We start from the raw sequence: 14,974 nt of genomic DNA, 5'->3' as shown, positions 1-14,974 counted from the left end.
GCGAGACCTTTTCAGAACAACGATCCATCCCTTTGCCGTCATTCCCGCGAAAGCGGGAATCTCTTTCCGGTCAGAGCGTTGCGAGATCCCCGCTTTCGCGGGGATGACGGATTGGGGATTTTGAGAGGGTTCGCAAACGGGAGAGGCAATCAGCCACCGCGAGGACCAGCCCGGCTGACCTGAGTTGAGTGCCTCTGCCATTGATTTCGGGGAGCACCCCATGACCGTCGCCACCTCGACCCCTGCCCCGGCCGCCCGCGCCGCCAAGCCGGCCGTCTCCCGGCTCAGCCGGCAACGCATCCGCGCCGCCTGGCTGTTCCTGATTCCGATGCTGGTGGTGCTGGCGCTGGTCGCCGGCTGGCCGCTGGTGCGGACCATCGCGCTGAGCTTCACCGACGCGACGCTGAAGGCCGAACGGCCGACCCGGCTGGTCGGCTTCGACAACTACCTGTTCTACGGCCCCAACCGCGCCGACTGGGACGACTCTCTTGGCGGCTACTACGTGTTCTACGACCCCAAGGGCACCAACTTGGTGTGGAGGCCGGACGAGGGCAAGTTCTGGGACATTGACCAGAACAAGCCGGTCGATTACGACGTCGACACCAGCGGCATCTTCAACTGGCAGGGGCTGCTGGTCGACCCGGTGTGGTGGCGCTCCGCCTGGAACACCATCCTGTTCACCGTGATCTCGGTGTCGATCGAGACCGTTCTCGGCCTCCTCATCGCCATGACGCTGAATGCGCATCTGCCCGGGAGGGGGCTGCTCAGGGCCGCGGTGCTGATCCCCTGGGCCATCCCCACCATCGTCTCGGCCAAGATGTGGGGCTGGATGCTGAACGACCAGTACGGCGTGGTGAACGAGGTGCTGCTGTCGCTGGGCGTCATCGCCCACCGCATCGCCTGGACCGCCGATCCCGGCCTGTCGCTGGGCGCCGTGATCGCGGTCGACGTCTGGAAGACCACGCCCTTCATGACGCTGCTGATCCTGGCCGCGCTGCAGATGCTGCCGGGCGAGGTGTATGAGGCGGCGAAGGTCGACGGCATCCGGCCCGGGAAGGTCTTCACCCGCATCACCCTGCCGCTGATCTGGCCGGCGCTGATGGTGGCGATCCTGTTCCGGGCGCTGGATTCGCTGCGGGTGTTCGACCTGATCTACGTGCTGACCTCGAACAGCATCAACACCATGAGCATGTCGGTCTTCGCCCGGCAGCAGAGCATCGATTTCGGCAATGTCGGCTTCGGCTCTGCCGCCTCGACCCTGCTGTTCCTGATCATCGCCGTGCTCGCCGCCCTGTGGATGGTGGCGGGCCGCGTGCGCTTCGACAAATAGGGGGCGGCCATGACCAGATCCTCCAGGCGCCGCATCGGCCGCAGCTTCTTCTACGTGCTGGTGGCGGCGATCATCGTCTACACGGTGTTCCCGTTCTACTGGGCGGTGATCTCGTCGCTGAAGAGCGGCCAGCAGCTGTTCGGCACCGATCTGGTGCCGCCCTCGCCCACCCTCGACAACTATGTCAGCGTGTTCCGCGAGCAGCCCTTCCTGACCAACATCGTCAACTCGCTGATCGTCGCCGGATCGACCGTGCTGATCTGCCTCCTGCTTTCGGTCAGCGCCGCCTATGCGCTGGGCCGGGTGCGGTTCCGCGGCCGCAGCACCATCCTGATGCTGACCCTGGCGGTGTCGATGTTCCCGCAGGTGGCGGTGCTGACCGGGCTGTTCGAGCTGGTGCGCTGGGCCGGGCTCTACAATTCGCTCGGCTCGCTGATCCTCAGCTACATGATCTTCACCCTGCCCTTCTCGGTCTGGGTGCTGACCACCTTCATCCGCGAGCTGCCGCGCGAGCTGGAGGAGGCGGCGATCGTCGACGGCGCCAGGCCGTGGCAGATCCTGGTCCGGGTGTTCCTGCCGCTGCTCGGCCCGGCCCTGGCGACCACCGGCCTGCTGGCCTTCATCGCCGCCTGGAACGAGTTCCTGTTCGCCCTGACCTTCACCCTGACCAACGAGGTGCGGACGGTGCCGGTGGCGATCGCCCTGATCTCCGGCGCCACCCAGTTCGACATCCCCTGGGGCAACATCATGGCGGCGTCGGTGGTGGTGACCGTGCCGCTGATCGTGCTGGTGATGATCTTCCAGCGCCGCATCGTCTCCGGCCTCACCGCCGGCGCGGTGAAGGGGTAGCGGCGGCCCGTTATTCGACCAGGGCTTCCTTGGCATGGGCGGCCGCGCCGCTGCGCAGCGGCCGCTCCTCCATCAGCAGCAGCCAGACGAAGCCGAGGGCGAGGCCGGCAGCGGCGGCCAGGAACATCCAGTGGAAGGCGCCGACCAGCCCGTCGCGCATCGCCGAGGTGAGAGCGCCCAGGGTCTCCGGCGATCGCCCGTCGCCGCCGATGGCGCCGAGCACGATGGCGCCGAAGCCGGCGACGACGATGGCGCTGCCGAGCGAGCGGAAGAAGTTCATGCAGCCGGTGGCGGTGCCGAGCTGGTGCATCGCCACCGCGTTCTGGATCGAGATGGTGGTGACCGGCAGCACCGTGCCGAGGCCGAGGCCGACCGCGACAAGCGCGACCTCGACCAGCCACAGCGGCAGCCCGTCCGGATAGGCGGCCAGCCCGACCAGCGCCGCCGCGGCGATCACCAGCCCGACCAGCGGCGTGCGCTTGTAATGGGTCATCCGCGCCATGAAGCGGCCGGCGATGTTGGCGCCGGTTACCGTGCCGGCCATCAGCGGCATCAGCGCCAGGCCGGAATTGCTGGCCGACAAGCCGACCACGCTTTCGAGATAGACCGGGACATAGATCGACAGGCCGATGAAGCTGCCCATGACGCAGAAGGCGGCGGCGGTGCCGGTGCCGACCACCTGGTTCGACATCACCGCCAGCGGGATCAACGGCTCGTCCGCTGTCAGAAGGCGCGCCGCGAACAGCACCCACAGCACCGCCGAGCCGCCGAACAGGCCGAGGATCTCAGCCGAATCCCAGGGGTAGCGGGTGCCGCCCCAGGTCAGCGCCAGCATCGCCGCCACGGTGGCGCCGACCATCAGCACGGCGCCGAGCACGTCGAGCTTGTGCCGGCGGTCGTGCCGCGGCAGGCGGCGCAGCGCGCCCCAGACCATCCAGAAGGCGCCGAGGCCGAGCGGCAGGTTGATCCAGAAGATCACCGACCAGTGCAGATGGTCGGCGATCAGCCCGCCCAGCACCGGCCCGACCACGCTGGAGGTGACGAAGACGCTGGCGATGTAGCCCTGGTAGCGCCCGCGCTCCTTCGGCGAGACCACGTCGGCGATGATGGTCTGGGCCAGCGAGATCAGCCCGCCGCCACCCAGCCCCTGCAGCGCCCGGGCCAGGATCAGCGCCAGCATGGTCGGCGCCAGGGCGCAGGCGACCGAGCCGATGATGAACACGCTGATGCTGACCAGCAGCGTGATGCGCCGGCCGTGAATGTCGCTGAACTTGCCATAGAGCGGCGTCACCGCGGTGGCCGCCAGCAGATAGGCGCTGACCACCCAGGACAGGTGCTCGACGTCGCCCAGCTCCTGCCCGATGGTCGGCAGCGCCGTGGCCACGATGGTCTGGTCGAGCGCCGCCAGCAGCATCGCCAGCATGATGCCGATGATGATCGAACGGACAGTGGCGTGGTCGAGCGGTGCCGGGACGGCGACCGCCGGACTGTGTACGGACATGATGCGGCGTTCCGAAGGCGGGGGCGGAATGCGAAAGGCCGGCGGCGGCGAAGCGCCCCGAGCCCTTAACCTTCGCCCGGGGAGGTTGTCGTACAAGAGCGCTGTCGGCAGTGCTGCCATCGTCGCGCGGCATGGGATGGGCGAAGGCAGACAGCCATCCCCTCACCGTCATTGCGAGGAGGCGAAGCCGACGAAGCAATCCAGAGGCCGGTGCGTGCAGCCCCTGGATTGCTTCGCTGCGCTCGCAATGACGATGTTGGGAATGTGCGAGCGGGAGGCGCAAACGGCCTGAGCCCATCTTGTCGCTCCGGCTGGATCGCGGTTTTCAGCAAACGGCACTTGGTCTAGGGTGCGGCCATGATCGACCAGACCGACACGCGGGCCGTCGCCAAAGCCGAGAAGAGCCCGTTCCTGCGCCTTGCGCTCGAGGCGGGGCCTCTCCTGATCTTCTTCGTCGCCAACCAGGTGGTTGGCGCCATGCCGGCGATCGCGGTCTTCATGGCCGCGCTGGTGGTGGCTGTCGCGCTATCGGTCCGGCTCGAACGGCGCTGGCCGATCATGCCGATGGTCAGCTGCGTCTTCGTGCTGATCTTCGGCGGCCTGACGCTGTGGCTGAACGACGATCTGTTCTTCAAGCTGAAGCCGACGGTGGTGAACCTGCTGTTCGCCGCCATCCTGTTCGCGGGCCTCGCCACCGGCCGCAACTTCCTGAAGCTGATGATGGGCACCGTGTTCGAGCTGGACGAACTGGGCTGGCGCATCCTGACCTGGCGCTGGGCGGTGTTTTTCGTGGTGCTGGCCGTGATCAACGAGATCGTCTGGCGCAACTTTTCGTTCAGCTTCTGGGCCGGGTTCAAGCTGTTCGGCATCCTGCCGCTGACGCTGGTCTTCGCCATGGCGCAGATGCCGGTGCTGATGCGGCACCAGGTCAAGCCGGCGGAGTGACGATGCAGCCGGCCGATCCGCTGCGCCATGTCGAGCACTGGGTGTTCGACCTGGACAACACGCTGTACCCCGCCCGCAGCAACCTGTTCGCCCAGATCGACCGGCGCATGGGCGAATACATCCGGTCGCATTACGACCTGCCGGAGGCCGAGGCCAAGGCGCTGCAGAAGCGGCTGTTCCGCGACTACGGCACCACCCTGCGGGGGCTGATGAACGAGCGGGAAATCGATCCCGGCCCGTTCCTGGAGTTCGTCCACGACATCGACATCTCAGCGATCGGGCCGAGCCCGACCCTGGCCGCGGCGCTGGCCGACCTGCCGGGCCGCAAGATCGTGTTCACCAACGGCTCGGTCCGCCATGCCGAGCGGGTGCTGGCCCGGCTCGGCGTGGTGTCGCAGTTCGACGGCATCTTCGACATCGTCGCGGCCGACTATGTGCCGAAGCCCGACCCCGGCCCCTACCGGGCGATGCTGGACCGCTACCGCCTGGCGCCGCGATCGACGGCGATGGTCGAGGACATGGCCCGCAACCTGCTGCCGGCCCATCAGCTGGGCATGACCACGGTGTGGGTGCGCACCCCGTCGGACTGGGGCCAGCCCTTGCCCGGCGACGGCCATATCGACATCGCCGTCGACGACACCGCCGAATGGCTGGCCGCGGTGGCGGCGGCGCGGCGGACTCCCTAGCCGAAGAAGAACGCATTGCCTCTCCCGTTTACGGGAGAGGTCGGAGACGCGAAGCGGCTCCGGGTGAGGGTTCTTTGTCGAGGCCCGGGCCAGCCCTCACCCGGTCGTCCTGCGGACGCCCGACCTCTCCCGCCAGGCGGGAGAGGCAACGCAAAGGGCCAATCAAAGCATCAACACGCCTTGAAGCTGCCCGGCTGCTGCCGGGTCCAGGTGTCGGTGCGGCCGAGCAGGCTGATGCCGACATAGCCGCGCAGGTCCAGCGTGTCCGGCCCGGTCAGATGCATCTTGGCGTCATAGGTCTTGCCGCTCTTCGGGTCGTAGATCGTGCCGTCCTCCCACTCGGTGTCGGAGACCTGGGTGAAGCTGTGCAGCATGATCAGCTTGCACAGCGGCTTGCCGCGCTTGCTCTCGTCCGGGTTGTTCACGTCGGTGGCCGGCGCGTCCGGCGGCAGCGCCGCGATCAGGCCGCAGATGCCCGTGTTGCAGTCGGTGATCTGGATCACCGAGCGGCCGTCCCCGGTGCGCCAGAACCCCTTGATCCCCTCCGCGGCCGAGGCCGACGAGGCCAGGGCCAGGACGAAGCCGGTGGCGAGGACGGCGCTGCGGATGGTCATGGGCACCCCCATATCTGTCTCGTTGCTTCTCCGTCGAGGATGCGGCCGGGCCGGATTCCTGTCCATCGTCCCGATTTGCACCGCGAGGAGGGTGACAACTTTGAAATTATTCCAGCTTTTGCCTCGGTTTGCCCTCGGCTATGGTCCAGCGTCGGCCGAGAGGGCCGCCGGCCGAAGAGCCGGATGACGGAGATGTGAGAGATGAGCGCGCCGCGGACACTGTTCGACAAGATCTGGGACAGCCATGTCGTCCACCGCCAGGATGACGGCACGTGCATCCTCTATATCGACCGCCACCTCGTGCATGAGGTGACCAGCCCGCAGGCCTTCGAAGGGCTGCGCCTGGCCGGCCGCAAGGTTCGCCAGCCGCAGGCCACCCTGGCGGTGCCGGACCACAACGTGCCGACCAGCGACCGCGCCGGCGGCATCGCCGACGAGGAGAGCCGGATCCAGGTCGAGACGCTGGAGAAGAACGCCGCCGATTTCGGCGTGCCGATCTTCACCATGAACGACATCCGCCAGGGCGTGGTCCACATCATCGGGCCGGAGCAGGGCTTCACCCTGCCGGGCACCACCATCGTCTGCGGCGACAGCCACACCTCGACCCACGGCGCCTTCGGCGCGCTGGCCTTCGGCATCGGCACCAGCGAGGTCGAGCATGTGCTGGCCACGCAGACGCTGCTGCAGAAACCGGCCAAGAACATGCGCATCACGGTCGAGGGCGACCTGCCGCTGGGCGTGACCGCGAAGGACATGATCCTGGCGATCATCGGCACCATCGGCACCGCCGGCGGCACCGGCCATGTCATCGAATATGCCGGCGAGGCGGTGCGCGCCCTGTCGATGGAAGGCCGCATGACGGTCTGCAACATGTCGATCGAGGCCGGCGCCCGGGCCGGGCTGATCGCGCCGGACGACACCACCTTCGCCTATGTGAAGGGCCGGCCGATGGCGCCGAAGGGCGAGGCCTGGGACCAGGCCGTGGAGTACTGGCGCACCCTGCCGTCGGACCAGGGCGCCCGCTACGACCGCGAGATCGTGCTGAAGGCCAAGGATATCGTGCCGATGGTGACCTGGGGCACCAGCCCCGAGGACGTGGCGCCGATCACCGGCATCGTGCCGGATCCGGACAAGGCGCCGGACGCCAACAAGGCCAGCGCCTGGCGCCGCAGCCTGGACTATATGGGCCTGAAGCCCGGCCAGCGCCTGAGCGAGGTGCCGGTCGACAAGGTCTTCATCGGCTCCTGCACCAACGGCCGGATCGAGGATCTGCGCGCCGCCGCCGCGGTGGCCCGCGGCCGGCACGTGGCCGACACGGTCTACGCCATGATCGTCCCGGGCTCCGGCCTGGTGAAGGAACAGGCCGAGGCCGAGGGGCTGGACGTGGTGTTCCGGGACGCCGGCTTCGACTGGCGCGAGCCCGGCTGCTCGATGTGCCTGGCGATGAACGCCGACAAGCTGTCGCCGGGCGAGCGCTGCGCCTCGACCTCGAACCGCAACTTCGAGGGCCGCCAGGGCCGCGGCGGCCGCACCCATCTGGTCAGCCCGGCCATGGCCGCAGCCGCGGCGATCGCCGGCCACCTGACCGATGTGCGCGAGCTGAACTGAGCGCGACGGCCGCGCCCGGTCTTCCCTTCATCTGTCATGCCCGGGCTTGACCCGGGCATCCAGGGAATGTCGATGCCGCTCTGGGTGGCCCCTGGATTGCCGGGTCAAGCCCGGCAATGACAGTTAGGGGGAAGTCAGTTCCTCAGGCGTGCCCCGCTTCGCCCGACAGCATGGTCGGGTCGACGCCGAGCTTGGCGATGGCGCGCTCCCACTTCACCGACAGGTCCTCGCTGAACAGGATGTCGGAATCGCAGGGCACGGTGAGCCAGCCATTGGCCTGGATCTCGGCGTCGAGCTGGCCGGCGCTCCAGCCGGCATAGCCGAGCGCCAGCAGGTGACGGCTCGGCCCCTCGCCGCTGGCGATCGCCTGCAGCACCTCGAGCGTCGAGGTCACCGCGACATCGCCGACCACCACCGTCTTCTCGGCCCGGTAGTCGGTCGAGTGCAGCACGAAGCCGCGGCCCGATTCGACCGGGCCGCCGAACTGGACCCGGGTGCTGCCCAGCAGGTCGCCATGCGGGATGCCGAGCTGGTCGAGCAGGGTCGGGAAGTCGATGCTCGACAGCGGCTTGTTGACCACCAGCCCCATTGCCCCCTGGTCGTTGTGGGCGCAGAGATAGATCACCGTGCGGGCGAAGGGTGGCGCGACCAGGGTCGGCATGGCGATCAGCAGCTGCCCCGCGAGGTAGCTGCCATCCGCCGGCACCTTGTCGCCCTTGGAGGATTTCGCCCGTCTCATACCGACCACTGCTCCGTCTTTCCTTCCGGCTGCGACACTAGGCTAACCCGCGTCGATCTGGTTTCGAACGACTATATAGGCCAAAGAAAGGCAGTTTCATGGTGCCGGAGATTCGATGACCCCTAGGCTCGCAGTCCTTGCGGCTGCCGCCCTCGGCCTCGCCGCGCTGGCCGGGCCGGGAGCGGCCGGGGCCGCCGAGACGCCGTGGCAGAACGCCAAGGGCGCGTCGGCGCGGCTGGTCACGGCGGTCGACGGCACCGGACGCTTGAGCGAGATCCCGGCCGGGTTGCACATCCGGCTGGAGCCGCATTGGAAGACCTATTGGCGGTCCCCCGGCGATGCCGGGCTGCCGCCGGCGCTGGACTGGACGGGCTCGGCGAATCTCGGCACCGCGACCCTGGCCTATCCGGCGCCGCACCGGTTCCAGCTGTTCGGCCTGGAGACCTATGGCTACGAGACCGAGGTGGTGTTCCCGCTGACCCTGCCGGTGGCGCAGACGGGACAGCCGCAGCACCTGGCCCTGGCAGCGACCGTGCTGGTGTGCAGCGACATCTGCATCCCGGCCAATTTCAGCTTCACGCTCGACCTGCCGGCCGGCACGGCGACGCCCGACCCGGCCGCCGCCAACCTGATCGACCGCTACGCCAACACGGTGCCGGGCGATGGCGCCGCCGCCGGCCTCGCGATCGGTCCGGTGGCCGCAACCGCGGCCGGCCAGAATGGCGGCTTGCGGATCGAGGCGACGGCGCGTGAGCCGTTCGAGGCGCCGGACCTGTTCGTCGAGGGTGCGCCGGGCGACGCCTTCGCCGCGCCGCGGATCACCACCAGCGAGGGCGGCCGCCGGCTGGTGGCCGAGATCGATAGGGTCCAGGCGGCGGCCGATCCGCCGCTGGCGCTGACCGGCAGCCCGGTGGTCCTGACCCTGGTCGACGGGCCGCGCAGCGTCGAGGCCAAGGCGACGGTCGGGACGGCGATCGCCGCGGCGCCGGAGGCCGCCGCCTGGCTGTCGATCCTGGGCGTGGCCCTGCTGGGCGGGCTGATCCTGAACCTGATGCCCTGCGTGCTGCCGGTGCTGTCGCTCAAGCTGCTGTCGATTGTCGAGGCCGGCGGCCGGACGCCGCGGCGGCAGCGGCTGGGCCTGCTGGCCACCGCCGGCGGCATCGTCGCGTCCTTCCTGGTGCTGGCGGGCGGCGCCGTCGGGCTGAAGGCGGCCGGCGCCTCGGTCGGCTGGGGCCTGCAGTTTCAGGAGCCGGTGTTCCTGGCGGCGATGGCGGTGATCGTCACCCTGTTCGGCGCCAACCTGCTGGGCCTGTTCGAGGTGGTTCTGCCCGGCCGCGCCATGGACGCCGCGGCGCGGGCCAGCGGCACCGGCCGGCCGGAAACGGAGGGTCTCGCCGGCCCGTTCCTGACCGGCGCCTTCGCCACCCTGCTGGCCACCCCCTGCTCCGCCCCCTTCGTCGGCACCGCGCTGGGCTTCGCCCTGTCGCGCGGGCCGCTGGAGATCGGCACGATCTTCGCCGCGCTCGGCCTCGGCATGGCCCTGCCCTATCTGCTGATCGCCGCCGTGCCGGGCCTGGCCCGGCTGCTGCCGCGTCCCGGCCGCTGGATGGTCTGGGTCAAGGCCGTGCTCGGCCTCGCGCTGTTCGGAACGGCGGCTTGGCTGCTCTCGGTCCTGGCCGTGCAGGTGCCGCCGGTGGCGGCCGCCCTGGTGGCGGCGGTGCTGGCGGCGATCGTCCTGGTGCTGTGGCTGCGCCGGCGCGGCGGGATCGCGATCCGGCGGCTGGGCACCGCCGCCGCCGTGGTCCTGGCGCTGGCCGCGGTGCTGCTGCCGCTGCGCTTCGACCGGTCCGACGCGGCGACGCCGCAGGCGGCCTCGGCGATTCCCTGGGCGCGGTTCGACCGGTCCGCCATCCCCGGCCTGGTGCGCGAGGGCAAGGTGGTGTTCGTCGACGTCACCGCCGACTGGTGCCTGACCTGCAAGGTCAACAAGCTGCTGGTGATCGACCGCGACCCGGTGGCGGCGGCGCTGGGCGAGGCCGGGGTGGCACCGCTGCTGGCCGACTGGACCAATCCCGACCAGGGCATCGCCGATTACCTTGCGGCGCATGGCCGCTACGGCATACCGTTCAACGCCGTGTACGGGCCGGGGGCGCCGGACGGGATCCTGCTGCCGGAGCTGCTGAGCACCGAGGCGGTCCTGGACGCCCTGAAGCAGGCCCGCGGCGCGAGCTCATGACATCCGGCCGGCACGGCCGGCCCCTCGGATTCTGGCGGAGAGAACACCCATGACGATCAAGGTTGGCGACCGCATCCCCTCGGTCACGCTGAAATATCTCGGCAAGGAGGGCATGGCCGAGATCACGACCGACGACCTGCTCAAGGGCAAGACCGTGGCCCTGTTCGCGGTGCCGGGCGCCTTCACCCCGACCTGCTCGGCCAAGCACCTGCCGAGCTTCACCGGCAATGCCGAGGCGCTGAAGGCCAAGGGTGTCGACCAGATCGTCTGCCTGTCGGTCAACGACCCCTTCGTGATGAAGGCCTGGGCCGACAAGAACGAGTGCGGCGACTCGGTGTTCATGCTGCCCGACGGCAACGCCACCCTGACCAAGGCGCTGGGGCTGGAGATGGACGGGTCGGGTTACGGCCTGGGCACCCGGTCGCAGCGCTTCGCGCTCGTGGCCAAGGACGGCGTCGTCACCCATCTCGCCGTCGAGAAGCCGGGCGCCTTCGAGGTGTCGAGCGGCGAAGCGATCCTCGCGGCGCTGTAATCCGTCCCCGTTCTGTCATCGCCGGGCTTGACCCGGCGATCCAGGGGCCACCCGGAGCGGCATCGATATTTCCTGGATGCCCGGGTCAAGCCCGGGCATCCAGGAATGGAGAGTCGGCAATCGCTATGCCGGATCCGTCTCGGTCGTGATCCGGACTCCGAACTGCTCGAACCGCGCGATCGCCGCCTCGGGCGTGACCAGGGTCTCGGGCAGCGCCAGGCCGCCGGCCGGCAGCGGCAGCCCATCCAGGCCGAGTACGCGCTCGGCGACGACCACGGCGCCCAGCGCCGTCATATGGTCCACCCCCTTCGGGTCCGACACCAGGACTCGCCGCCGCGCAGGCTGCCCCGACCGCAGCACCCCTGCGATCTCGATCAACGCCTCATGCGAGGCCCGGCCGCCGGCCCGGGTGCCGATCGATTCGCCCATGCCGAAATCGAAGCGGATGTCGGGGGCGCCGGTGATTGCCGCCAGGCTGGGCACATCCAGCGCGGCCAGGGGCTGCACCGTCGCTTTGAGCCCCTCGGCCAGGCGCAGGGCGCGGCTGTGCTCGGCGCCATCGACCCAGGCCCATTGCCCGGCCCGGCGCAGCAGGGCACGGCCGGAGAAGGCCTCGGCATCGGCGGCGCTCATCGGCCCGACCGCGTCCTGCTCATCGTACAGCGCGGCCATGGCAGCGGAGTCGATCCGGGCGAAATCCTCGACCGCCTGCCGGGCCACCAGGATCGGCACCCCGGCCGCCCAGTGTCCCGCCAGCACGATCGGCCGCCGCGGCGGCGCATGCAGCGCCGCGAACACCGCGGGCCCGGTCTCCTCCACCACCTTGGTGATGCCGATATGGGCGGCGCCCTGCGCCAAAGCGGCGTGGATCAACGTGTCGCCGCGGTCCTGCAGTGCCGCCACGATCAGGTCGACCGGCCCGAGATCGGCCAGCGCCGCCGCCGGATCGGCGACGTCGAGCCGCAGCGTCTGCGCCCCGATCTCCCGCGCCAGCGCGGCGCCGGAGTCCGGCGACCGCCCGGCGAGGATGATGTCGAGATCCGGCGCCAGCCGGCGCAAATACCGGGCGACGGTGCCGCCGACCGCGCCATAGCCGCCGGCGATCAGGACTCGCTGAACCATGACCTTCCCCTTCTCCAGGCCGCCGGCACAGGCACGGCAGCATTATTACGAATAGTAACTTACTATTCGTAATATGGAGAGAGGATGGTCCGGGTCAACCCTCGATCGGCGCCAGGCCGCGGCCGTGCTCGCGCAGGCCCTTCCGGGCCAGCTCGTCCACGCGCTCGTTCTCGGCATGGCCGGCATGGCCGCGGGTCCATTCCCAGCGGACCTTGTGCGATGCCGTGGCGGCTTCGAGCCGCTGCCACAGGTCGATATTCTTCACCGGCTTGCGGTCGGCGGTGACCCAGCCGCGCGCCTTCCAGCCCTTCATCCACGTCATCACGCCGTTGCGGACATACTGGCTGTCGGTGGTCAGCACCGCGTCGACCGGGCGCTTCATCGCCTCCAGCGCCTGGATCGCCGCCATCAGCTCCATCCGGTTGTTGGTGGTCAGCACCTCACCGCCATAGAGCTCGCGCTCGGTCTCGCCCATACGCAGCAGCACGCCCCAGCCGCCGGGGCCGGGATTGCCGCTGCAGGCGCCGTCGGTGAAGATCTCCACCTTCGGCAGCTTCATCACGGGCTTCTTCGGCGTCTCGGCAATGTCGGTCACGGATCGATCCCATAGGCGGCCACGCTGGTGACCTGCTGGTGGAAGCGCAGCTTGCGCCAGTATTCGAGCGGGTCCTTCGGCCGGACGAAGGCGCCCGGCGGGTGGTTCAGCCAGTCATAGAGGCGGGTGAGGAGGAAGCGCAGCGCGTTGCCGCGCGCCAGGACCGGCAGCGCCGCGACCTCGGCCGGCGACAGCGGCCGCTCGGCCCGATAGCCCGACAGGAGCGCCCGCGCCTTGGTGACGTTGAAGGCGCCGTCCGGCTCGAAGCACCAGGCGTTCAGGCAGATCGACAGGTCGTAGGCCAGCATGTCGGTGCAGGCGAAGTAGAAGTCGATCAGCCCGGACAGGCGGCCGTCGCGGAAGAACACGTTGTCGGGGAACAGGTCGGCATGGATCAGGCCCACCGGCAGGCCCGCCGGCCAATGGGCCTCGAGGAAGGCGAGCTCGCGGGTGATGCCCTCGGCCAGGCCCGGCGTCACGGTGTCGGCGCGATCGGCGCAATCCGCCACCAGCCGGCGCCAGCCGTCGAGCGACAGGTTGTTCGGCCGGGTCATCGGGAAATCGGCCCCGGCGGCGTGCATCCGGGCCAGCGCCGGGCCGAGTGCCTGGCAATGCCAGGGCTGAATCCGCTTCGGCCACAGCCCGTCGAGGAAGGTGACGATCACCGCCGGCCGGCCGGACAGGCGGCGCAGCGCCTGGCCGTCGCGGGCGGCGACCGGCTGCGGGCATTCGATGCCGCGCGCCGCCAGATGCTGCATCAGCCCGAGGAAGAACGGCAGGTCAGCCTCGGCCACCCGCTTCTCGTAGAGAGTGAGGATATGCGGCCCGGCCGTGGTCACCAGCAGGTAGTTGGAGTTCTCGACACCCTCGGCGATGCCCTTCAGGGACAGCACGGTGCCGATGTCGTACTCCGCCGCGAAGGCGGCGACATCCTCGTCGGTGACTTCGGTGTAGACGGCCATGGAGCGCCCGGGTGAAAGCGGCTGAGCCGCCTTCATAAAGCGCAGGGGGCGGCTTGTCGAAGGGAGAGAGCGGCGCGGGATACAGCCGCGGGGAACCGGCCGGAAATGCAAAGGGCGGCGGCAGGCCTGCCGGCCGATGCCGGGAGACCTGCCGCCGCCCTTTCGCTGCTACCGGCGGAGGCGGCTCAGCGGCGCGGGTTGGGATAGGTGGGACCGTGCGAGCTCTGCAACGCGCTCGGGCCATGCTCCGACTGCAGGCCGGTGTGGGCGTCGGCGGCGCCGGCCGCGGCGACACCCAGGGCGATCAGGACGGCCAGGCCGACGGGACGGGCGATCTTCAGGACAGACATGATGGGCTCCTTTGGTAAGTGAGATGGTGAATGGGCACAGCGGGGATGCCGTGCTTGCGAAGCGGTGCCTGAGGCACCTTGCGGAGGCTTACCGCCTCCCGTGACCGCCGCCATGGCCGCCGTCATGCTCGTGCCCGCCGAGATCGTGGCCGGCGACGCCCATATCCGCGGCGCGGTCGGCGCCGTTCTCGCCGTGATCGAAGGTGGGAACGGACATGTCCGTGTTGTCGGCGGATTCGGCCTGCGCCATCTGCGGCGGGATCACATAATGCTCGGACTGCAGCCCGGTGCGGGCGAAGGCCGGCCCGGCGACAGCCGTTCCGAGCAGGAGCAGGGCCACGAACCCCGCGGGGCGGGGATGCCTGAGCAGAACCATGATGGACCTCTTCAACCGTATCCGGAGCGGCCCGTCGGGCCGGCTTACCGGTCGCGACGCCTTCTGAATCGCGGTGGCGTCGTGCGTTTCCGCACTGCAGCATATGGGCGGCAATGGTAGCGGCGGAATCATCCTTACGGGATTTTAACAAAGAGCTAATCCAGATCTAATATTCGCGATTCTTACCAAAAATAAAACTGCTGCGTCATCCTGTCCTCTGCTGAATTCCCCTCATTGACTCCCCAATTGGGCGAAGTCACCTTTCGTCATTCGTTCAGCAGCAAGAGGGAGGGGCCGGCGCGCCACCCGCGCCGGCCCCGGTCCGAGACGCATCGGACCAGCCGAAGACCGGGAGGAGACGTCGATCGCGGGCGCCGGGGCCGTCACGGCCGCGGCGCCCGTGTCGCTCTCGATTGCCTGCCCGCTGGAGAGATGCAGATGCCCCTTGTCGCCCGCCGGACGGTGCTGCGGATCGGCACCCCGATCGCCCTTGTTCTGGTCTGCGCCGCCGTGCTGGTCGGGCGCGAGC

The 14,974-nt window shown here is 69.3% G+C and carries 15 protein-coding genes; 7 read left to right on the top strand and 8 right to left on the bottom strand.

From position 1 onward, the window contains the following. The first annotated feature begins 220 nt into the window (after nucleotides 1-220). On the top strand, nucleotides 221-1,330 hold the full coding sequence (locus AB4Z01_RS10675; RefSeq protein ID WP_441693251.1) for a carbohydrate ABC transporter permease: 1,110 nt from the start codon (nucleotides 221-223) through the stop codon (nucleotides 1,328-1,330). Nucleotides 1,331-1,339: 9 nt separating this feature from the next. Next, nucleotides 1,340-2,179, top strand: a complete 840-nt coding sequence (locus AB4Z01_RS10670; RefSeq protein ID WP_441693249.1) for a carbohydrate ABC transporter permease — start codon at nucleotides 1,340-1,342, stop codon at nucleotides 2,177-2,179. 10 nt (nucleotides 2,180-2,189) lie between these two features. On the opposite strand, the gene AB4Z01_RS10665 is transcribed toward AB4Z01_RS10670, so the two are convergent. Continuing rightward, nucleotides 2,190-3,680 (bottom strand): MDR family MFS transporter, encoded by a 1,491-nt coding sequence (locus tag AB4Z01_RS10665; protein WP_441693247.1) that lies wholly within the window; start codon nucleotides 3,678-3,680, stop codon nucleotides 2,190-2,192. A gap of 357 nt (nucleotides 3,681-4,037) precedes the next feature. Between AB4Z01_RS10665 and AB4Z01_RS10660 the strand changes: the two genes are divergently transcribed. Then, the gene (locus AB4Z01_RS10660; RefSeq protein WP_441693245.1) at nucleotides 4,038-4,625 is read left to right on the top strand and encodes a septation protein A; all 588 of its coding nucleotides are present in this window, start codon (nucleotides 4,038-4,040) and stop codon (nucleotides 4,623-4,625) included. A 2-nt stretch (nucleotides 4,626-4,627) separates the two neighbouring features. Further along, nucleotides 4,628-5,311, top strand: a complete 684-nt coding sequence (locus tag AB4Z01_RS10655; RefSeq protein ID WP_441693243.1) for a pyrimidine 5'-nucleotidase — start codon at nucleotides 4,628-4,630, stop codon at nucleotides 5,309-5,311. Between the two features lie 170 nt (nucleotides 5,312-5,481). Here AB4Z01_RS10655 and AB4Z01_RS10650 read toward each other — a convergent pair whose 3' ends face one another. Then, nucleotides 5,482-5,925: a DUF2147 domain-containing protein gene (locus AB4Z01_RS10650; protein WP_441693241.1), complete on the bottom strand. Its 444-nt coding sequence runs from the start codon at nucleotides 5,923-5,925 to the stop codon at nucleotides 5,482-5,484. 201 nt (nucleotides 5,926-6,126) lie between these two features. Between AB4Z01_RS10650 and leuC the strand changes: the two genes are divergently transcribed. Then, nucleotides 6,127-7,533 (top strand): 3-isopropylmalate dehydratase large subunit, encoded by a 1,407-nt coding sequence (gene leuC / locus AB4Z01_RS10645; protein WP_441693239.1) that lies wholly within the window; start codon nucleotides 6,127-6,129, stop codon nucleotides 7,531-7,533. A 142-nt stretch (nucleotides 7,534-7,675) separates the two neighbouring features. On the opposite strand, the gene AB4Z01_RS10640 is transcribed toward leuC, so the two are convergent. Next, complete coding sequence (locus AB4Z01_RS10640) at nucleotides 7,676-8,272, bottom strand: YqgE/AlgH family protein (RefSeq protein ID WP_429226398.1); 597 nt, start codon at nucleotides 8,270-8,272, stop codon at nucleotides 7,676-7,678. A 115-nt stretch (nucleotides 8,273-8,387) separates the two neighbouring features. Here AB4Z01_RS10640 and AB4Z01_RS10635 point away from each other — a divergent pair, with 115 nt between their 5' ends. Both AB4Z01_RS10635 and AB4Z01_RS10630 read left to right on the top strand, forming a co-directional pair. Further along, nucleotides 8,388-10,508 (top strand): protein-disulfide reductase DsbD family protein, encoded by a 2,121-nt coding sequence (locus AB4Z01_RS10635; RefSeq protein WP_441693236.1) that lies wholly within the window; start codon nucleotides 8,388-8,390, stop codon nucleotides 10,506-10,508. A gap of 49 nt (nucleotides 10,509-10,557) precedes the next feature. Beyond that, a complete protein-coding gene (locus AB4Z01_RS10630; protein WP_441693234.1) occupies nucleotides 10,558-11,040 on the top strand; it encodes a peroxiredoxin in 483 nt (160 codons plus the stop codon). A gap of 123 nt (nucleotides 11,041-11,163) precedes the next feature. Here the strand turns inward: AB4Z01_RS10630 and AB4Z01_RS10625 are convergent, their stop codons facing one another. The 5 genes from AB4Z01_RS10625 to AB4Z01_RS10605 all read right to left on the bottom strand — a co-directional run bounded on the left by AB4Z01_RS10625 (nucleotide 11,164) and on the right by AB4Z01_RS10605 (nucleotide 14,445). After that, the gene (locus AB4Z01_RS10625) at nucleotides 11,164-12,162 is read right to left on the bottom strand and encodes a saccharopine dehydrogenase NADP-binding domain-containing protein (RefSeq protein ID WP_441693233.1); all 999 of its coding nucleotides are present in this window, start codon (nucleotides 12,160-12,162) and stop codon (nucleotides 11,164-11,166) included. 94 nt (nucleotides 12,163-12,256) lie between these two features. Beyond that, nucleotides 12,257-12,721, bottom strand: coding sequence for a ribonuclease HI (gene rnhA / locus AB4Z01_RS10620; RefSeq protein WP_441693404.1), 465 nt, complete (start codon nucleotides 12,719-12,721; stop codon nucleotides 12,257-12,259). 32 nt (nucleotides 12,722-12,753) lie between these two features. Then, nucleotides 12,754-13,719, bottom strand: a complete 966-nt coding sequence (locus AB4Z01_RS10615; RefSeq protein ID WP_441693231.1) for a homoserine kinase — start codon at nucleotides 13,717-13,719, stop codon at nucleotides 12,754-12,756. Between the two features lie 185 nt (nucleotides 13,720-13,904). After that, nucleotides 13,905-14,069, bottom strand: coding sequence for a hypothetical protein (locus AB4Z01_RS10610; RefSeq protein WP_441693229.1), 165 nt, complete (start codon nucleotides 14,067-14,069; stop codon nucleotides 13,905-13,907). A gap of 88 nt (nucleotides 14,070-14,157) precedes the next feature. Beyond that, nucleotides 14,158-14,445 (bottom strand): hypothetical protein, encoded by a 288-nt coding sequence (locus AB4Z01_RS10605; RefSeq protein WP_441693227.1) that lies wholly within the window; start codon nucleotides 14,443-14,445, stop codon nucleotides 14,158-14,160. Nucleotides 14,446-14,974 lie beyond the last annotated feature (529 nt).

It is taken from the genome of Inquilinus sp. YAF38 (assembly GCF_052113205.1).
Lineage (GTDB): Bacteria > Pseudomonadota > Alphaproteobacteria > DSM-16000 > Inquilinaceae > Inquilinus.
This window is presented reverse-complemented; position numbering and strand designations above follow the sequence as displayed.

Excerpts from the sequence above, each read along its gene's own strand:
- AB4Z01_RS10630 (WP_441693234.1), top strand. The coding sequence starts at position 10,558 with ATGACGATCAAGGTTGGCGACCGCATCCCCTCGGTCACGCTGAAATAT.
- AB4Z01_RS10635 (WP_441693236.1), top strand. The coding sequence starts at position 8,388 with ATGACCCCTAGGCTCGCAGTCCTTGCGGCTGCCGCCCTCGGCCTCGCC.
- AB4Z01_RS10655 (WP_441693243.1), top strand. The coding sequence starts at position 4,628 with ATGCAGCCGGCCGATCCGCTGCGCCATGTCGAGCACTGGGTGTTCGAC.
- AB4Z01_RS10670 (WP_441693249.1), top strand. The coding sequence starts at position 1,340 with ATGACCAGATCCTCCAGGCGCCGCATCGGCCGCAGCTTCTTCTACGTG.
- AB4Z01_RS10605 (WP_441693227.1), bottom strand. The coding sequence starts at position 14,445 with ATGGTTCTGCTCAGGCATCCCCGCCCCGCGGGGTTCGTGGCCCTGCTC.
- AB4Z01_RS10640 (WP_429226398.1), bottom strand. The coding sequence starts at position 8,272 with ATGAGACGGGCGAAATCCTCCAAGGGCGACAAGGTGCCGGCGGATGGC.
- AB4Z01_RS10610 (WP_441693229.1), bottom strand. The coding sequence starts at position 14,069 with ATGTCTGTCCTGAAGATCGCCCGTCCCGTCGGCCTGGCCGTCCTGATC.
- AB4Z01_RS10650 (WP_441693241.1), bottom strand. The coding sequence starts at position 5,925 with ATGACCATCCGCAGCGCCGTCCTCGCCACCGGCTTCGTCCTGGCCCTG.
- leuC (WP_441693239.1), top strand. The coding sequence starts at position 6,127 with ATGAGCGCGCCGCGGACACTGTTCGACAAGATCTGGGACAGCCATGTC.
- AB4Z01_RS10615 (WP_441693231.1), bottom strand. The coding sequence starts at position 13,719 with ATGGCCGTCTACACCGAAGTCACCGACGAGGATGTCGCCGCCTTCGCG.
- AB4Z01_RS10665 (WP_441693247.1), bottom strand. The coding sequence starts at position 3,680 with ATGTCCGTACACAGTCCGGCGGTCGCCGTCCCGGCACCGCTCGACCAC.
- AB4Z01_RS10660 (WP_441693245.1), top strand. The coding sequence starts at position 4,038 with ATGATCGACCAGACCGACACGCGGGCCGTCGCCAAAGCCGAGAAGAGC.
- rnhA (WP_441693404.1), bottom strand. The coding sequence starts at position 12,721 with ATGAAGCTGCCGAAGGTGGAGATCTTCACCGACGGCGCCTGCAGCGGC.
- AB4Z01_RS10675 (WP_441693251.1), top strand. The coding sequence starts at position 221 with ATGACCGTCGCCACCTCGACCCCTGCCCCGGCCGCCCGCGCCGCCAAG.
- AB4Z01_RS10625 (WP_441693233.1), bottom strand. The coding sequence starts at position 12,162 with ATGGTTCAGCGAGTCCTGATCGCCGGCGGCTATGGCGCGGTCGGCGGC.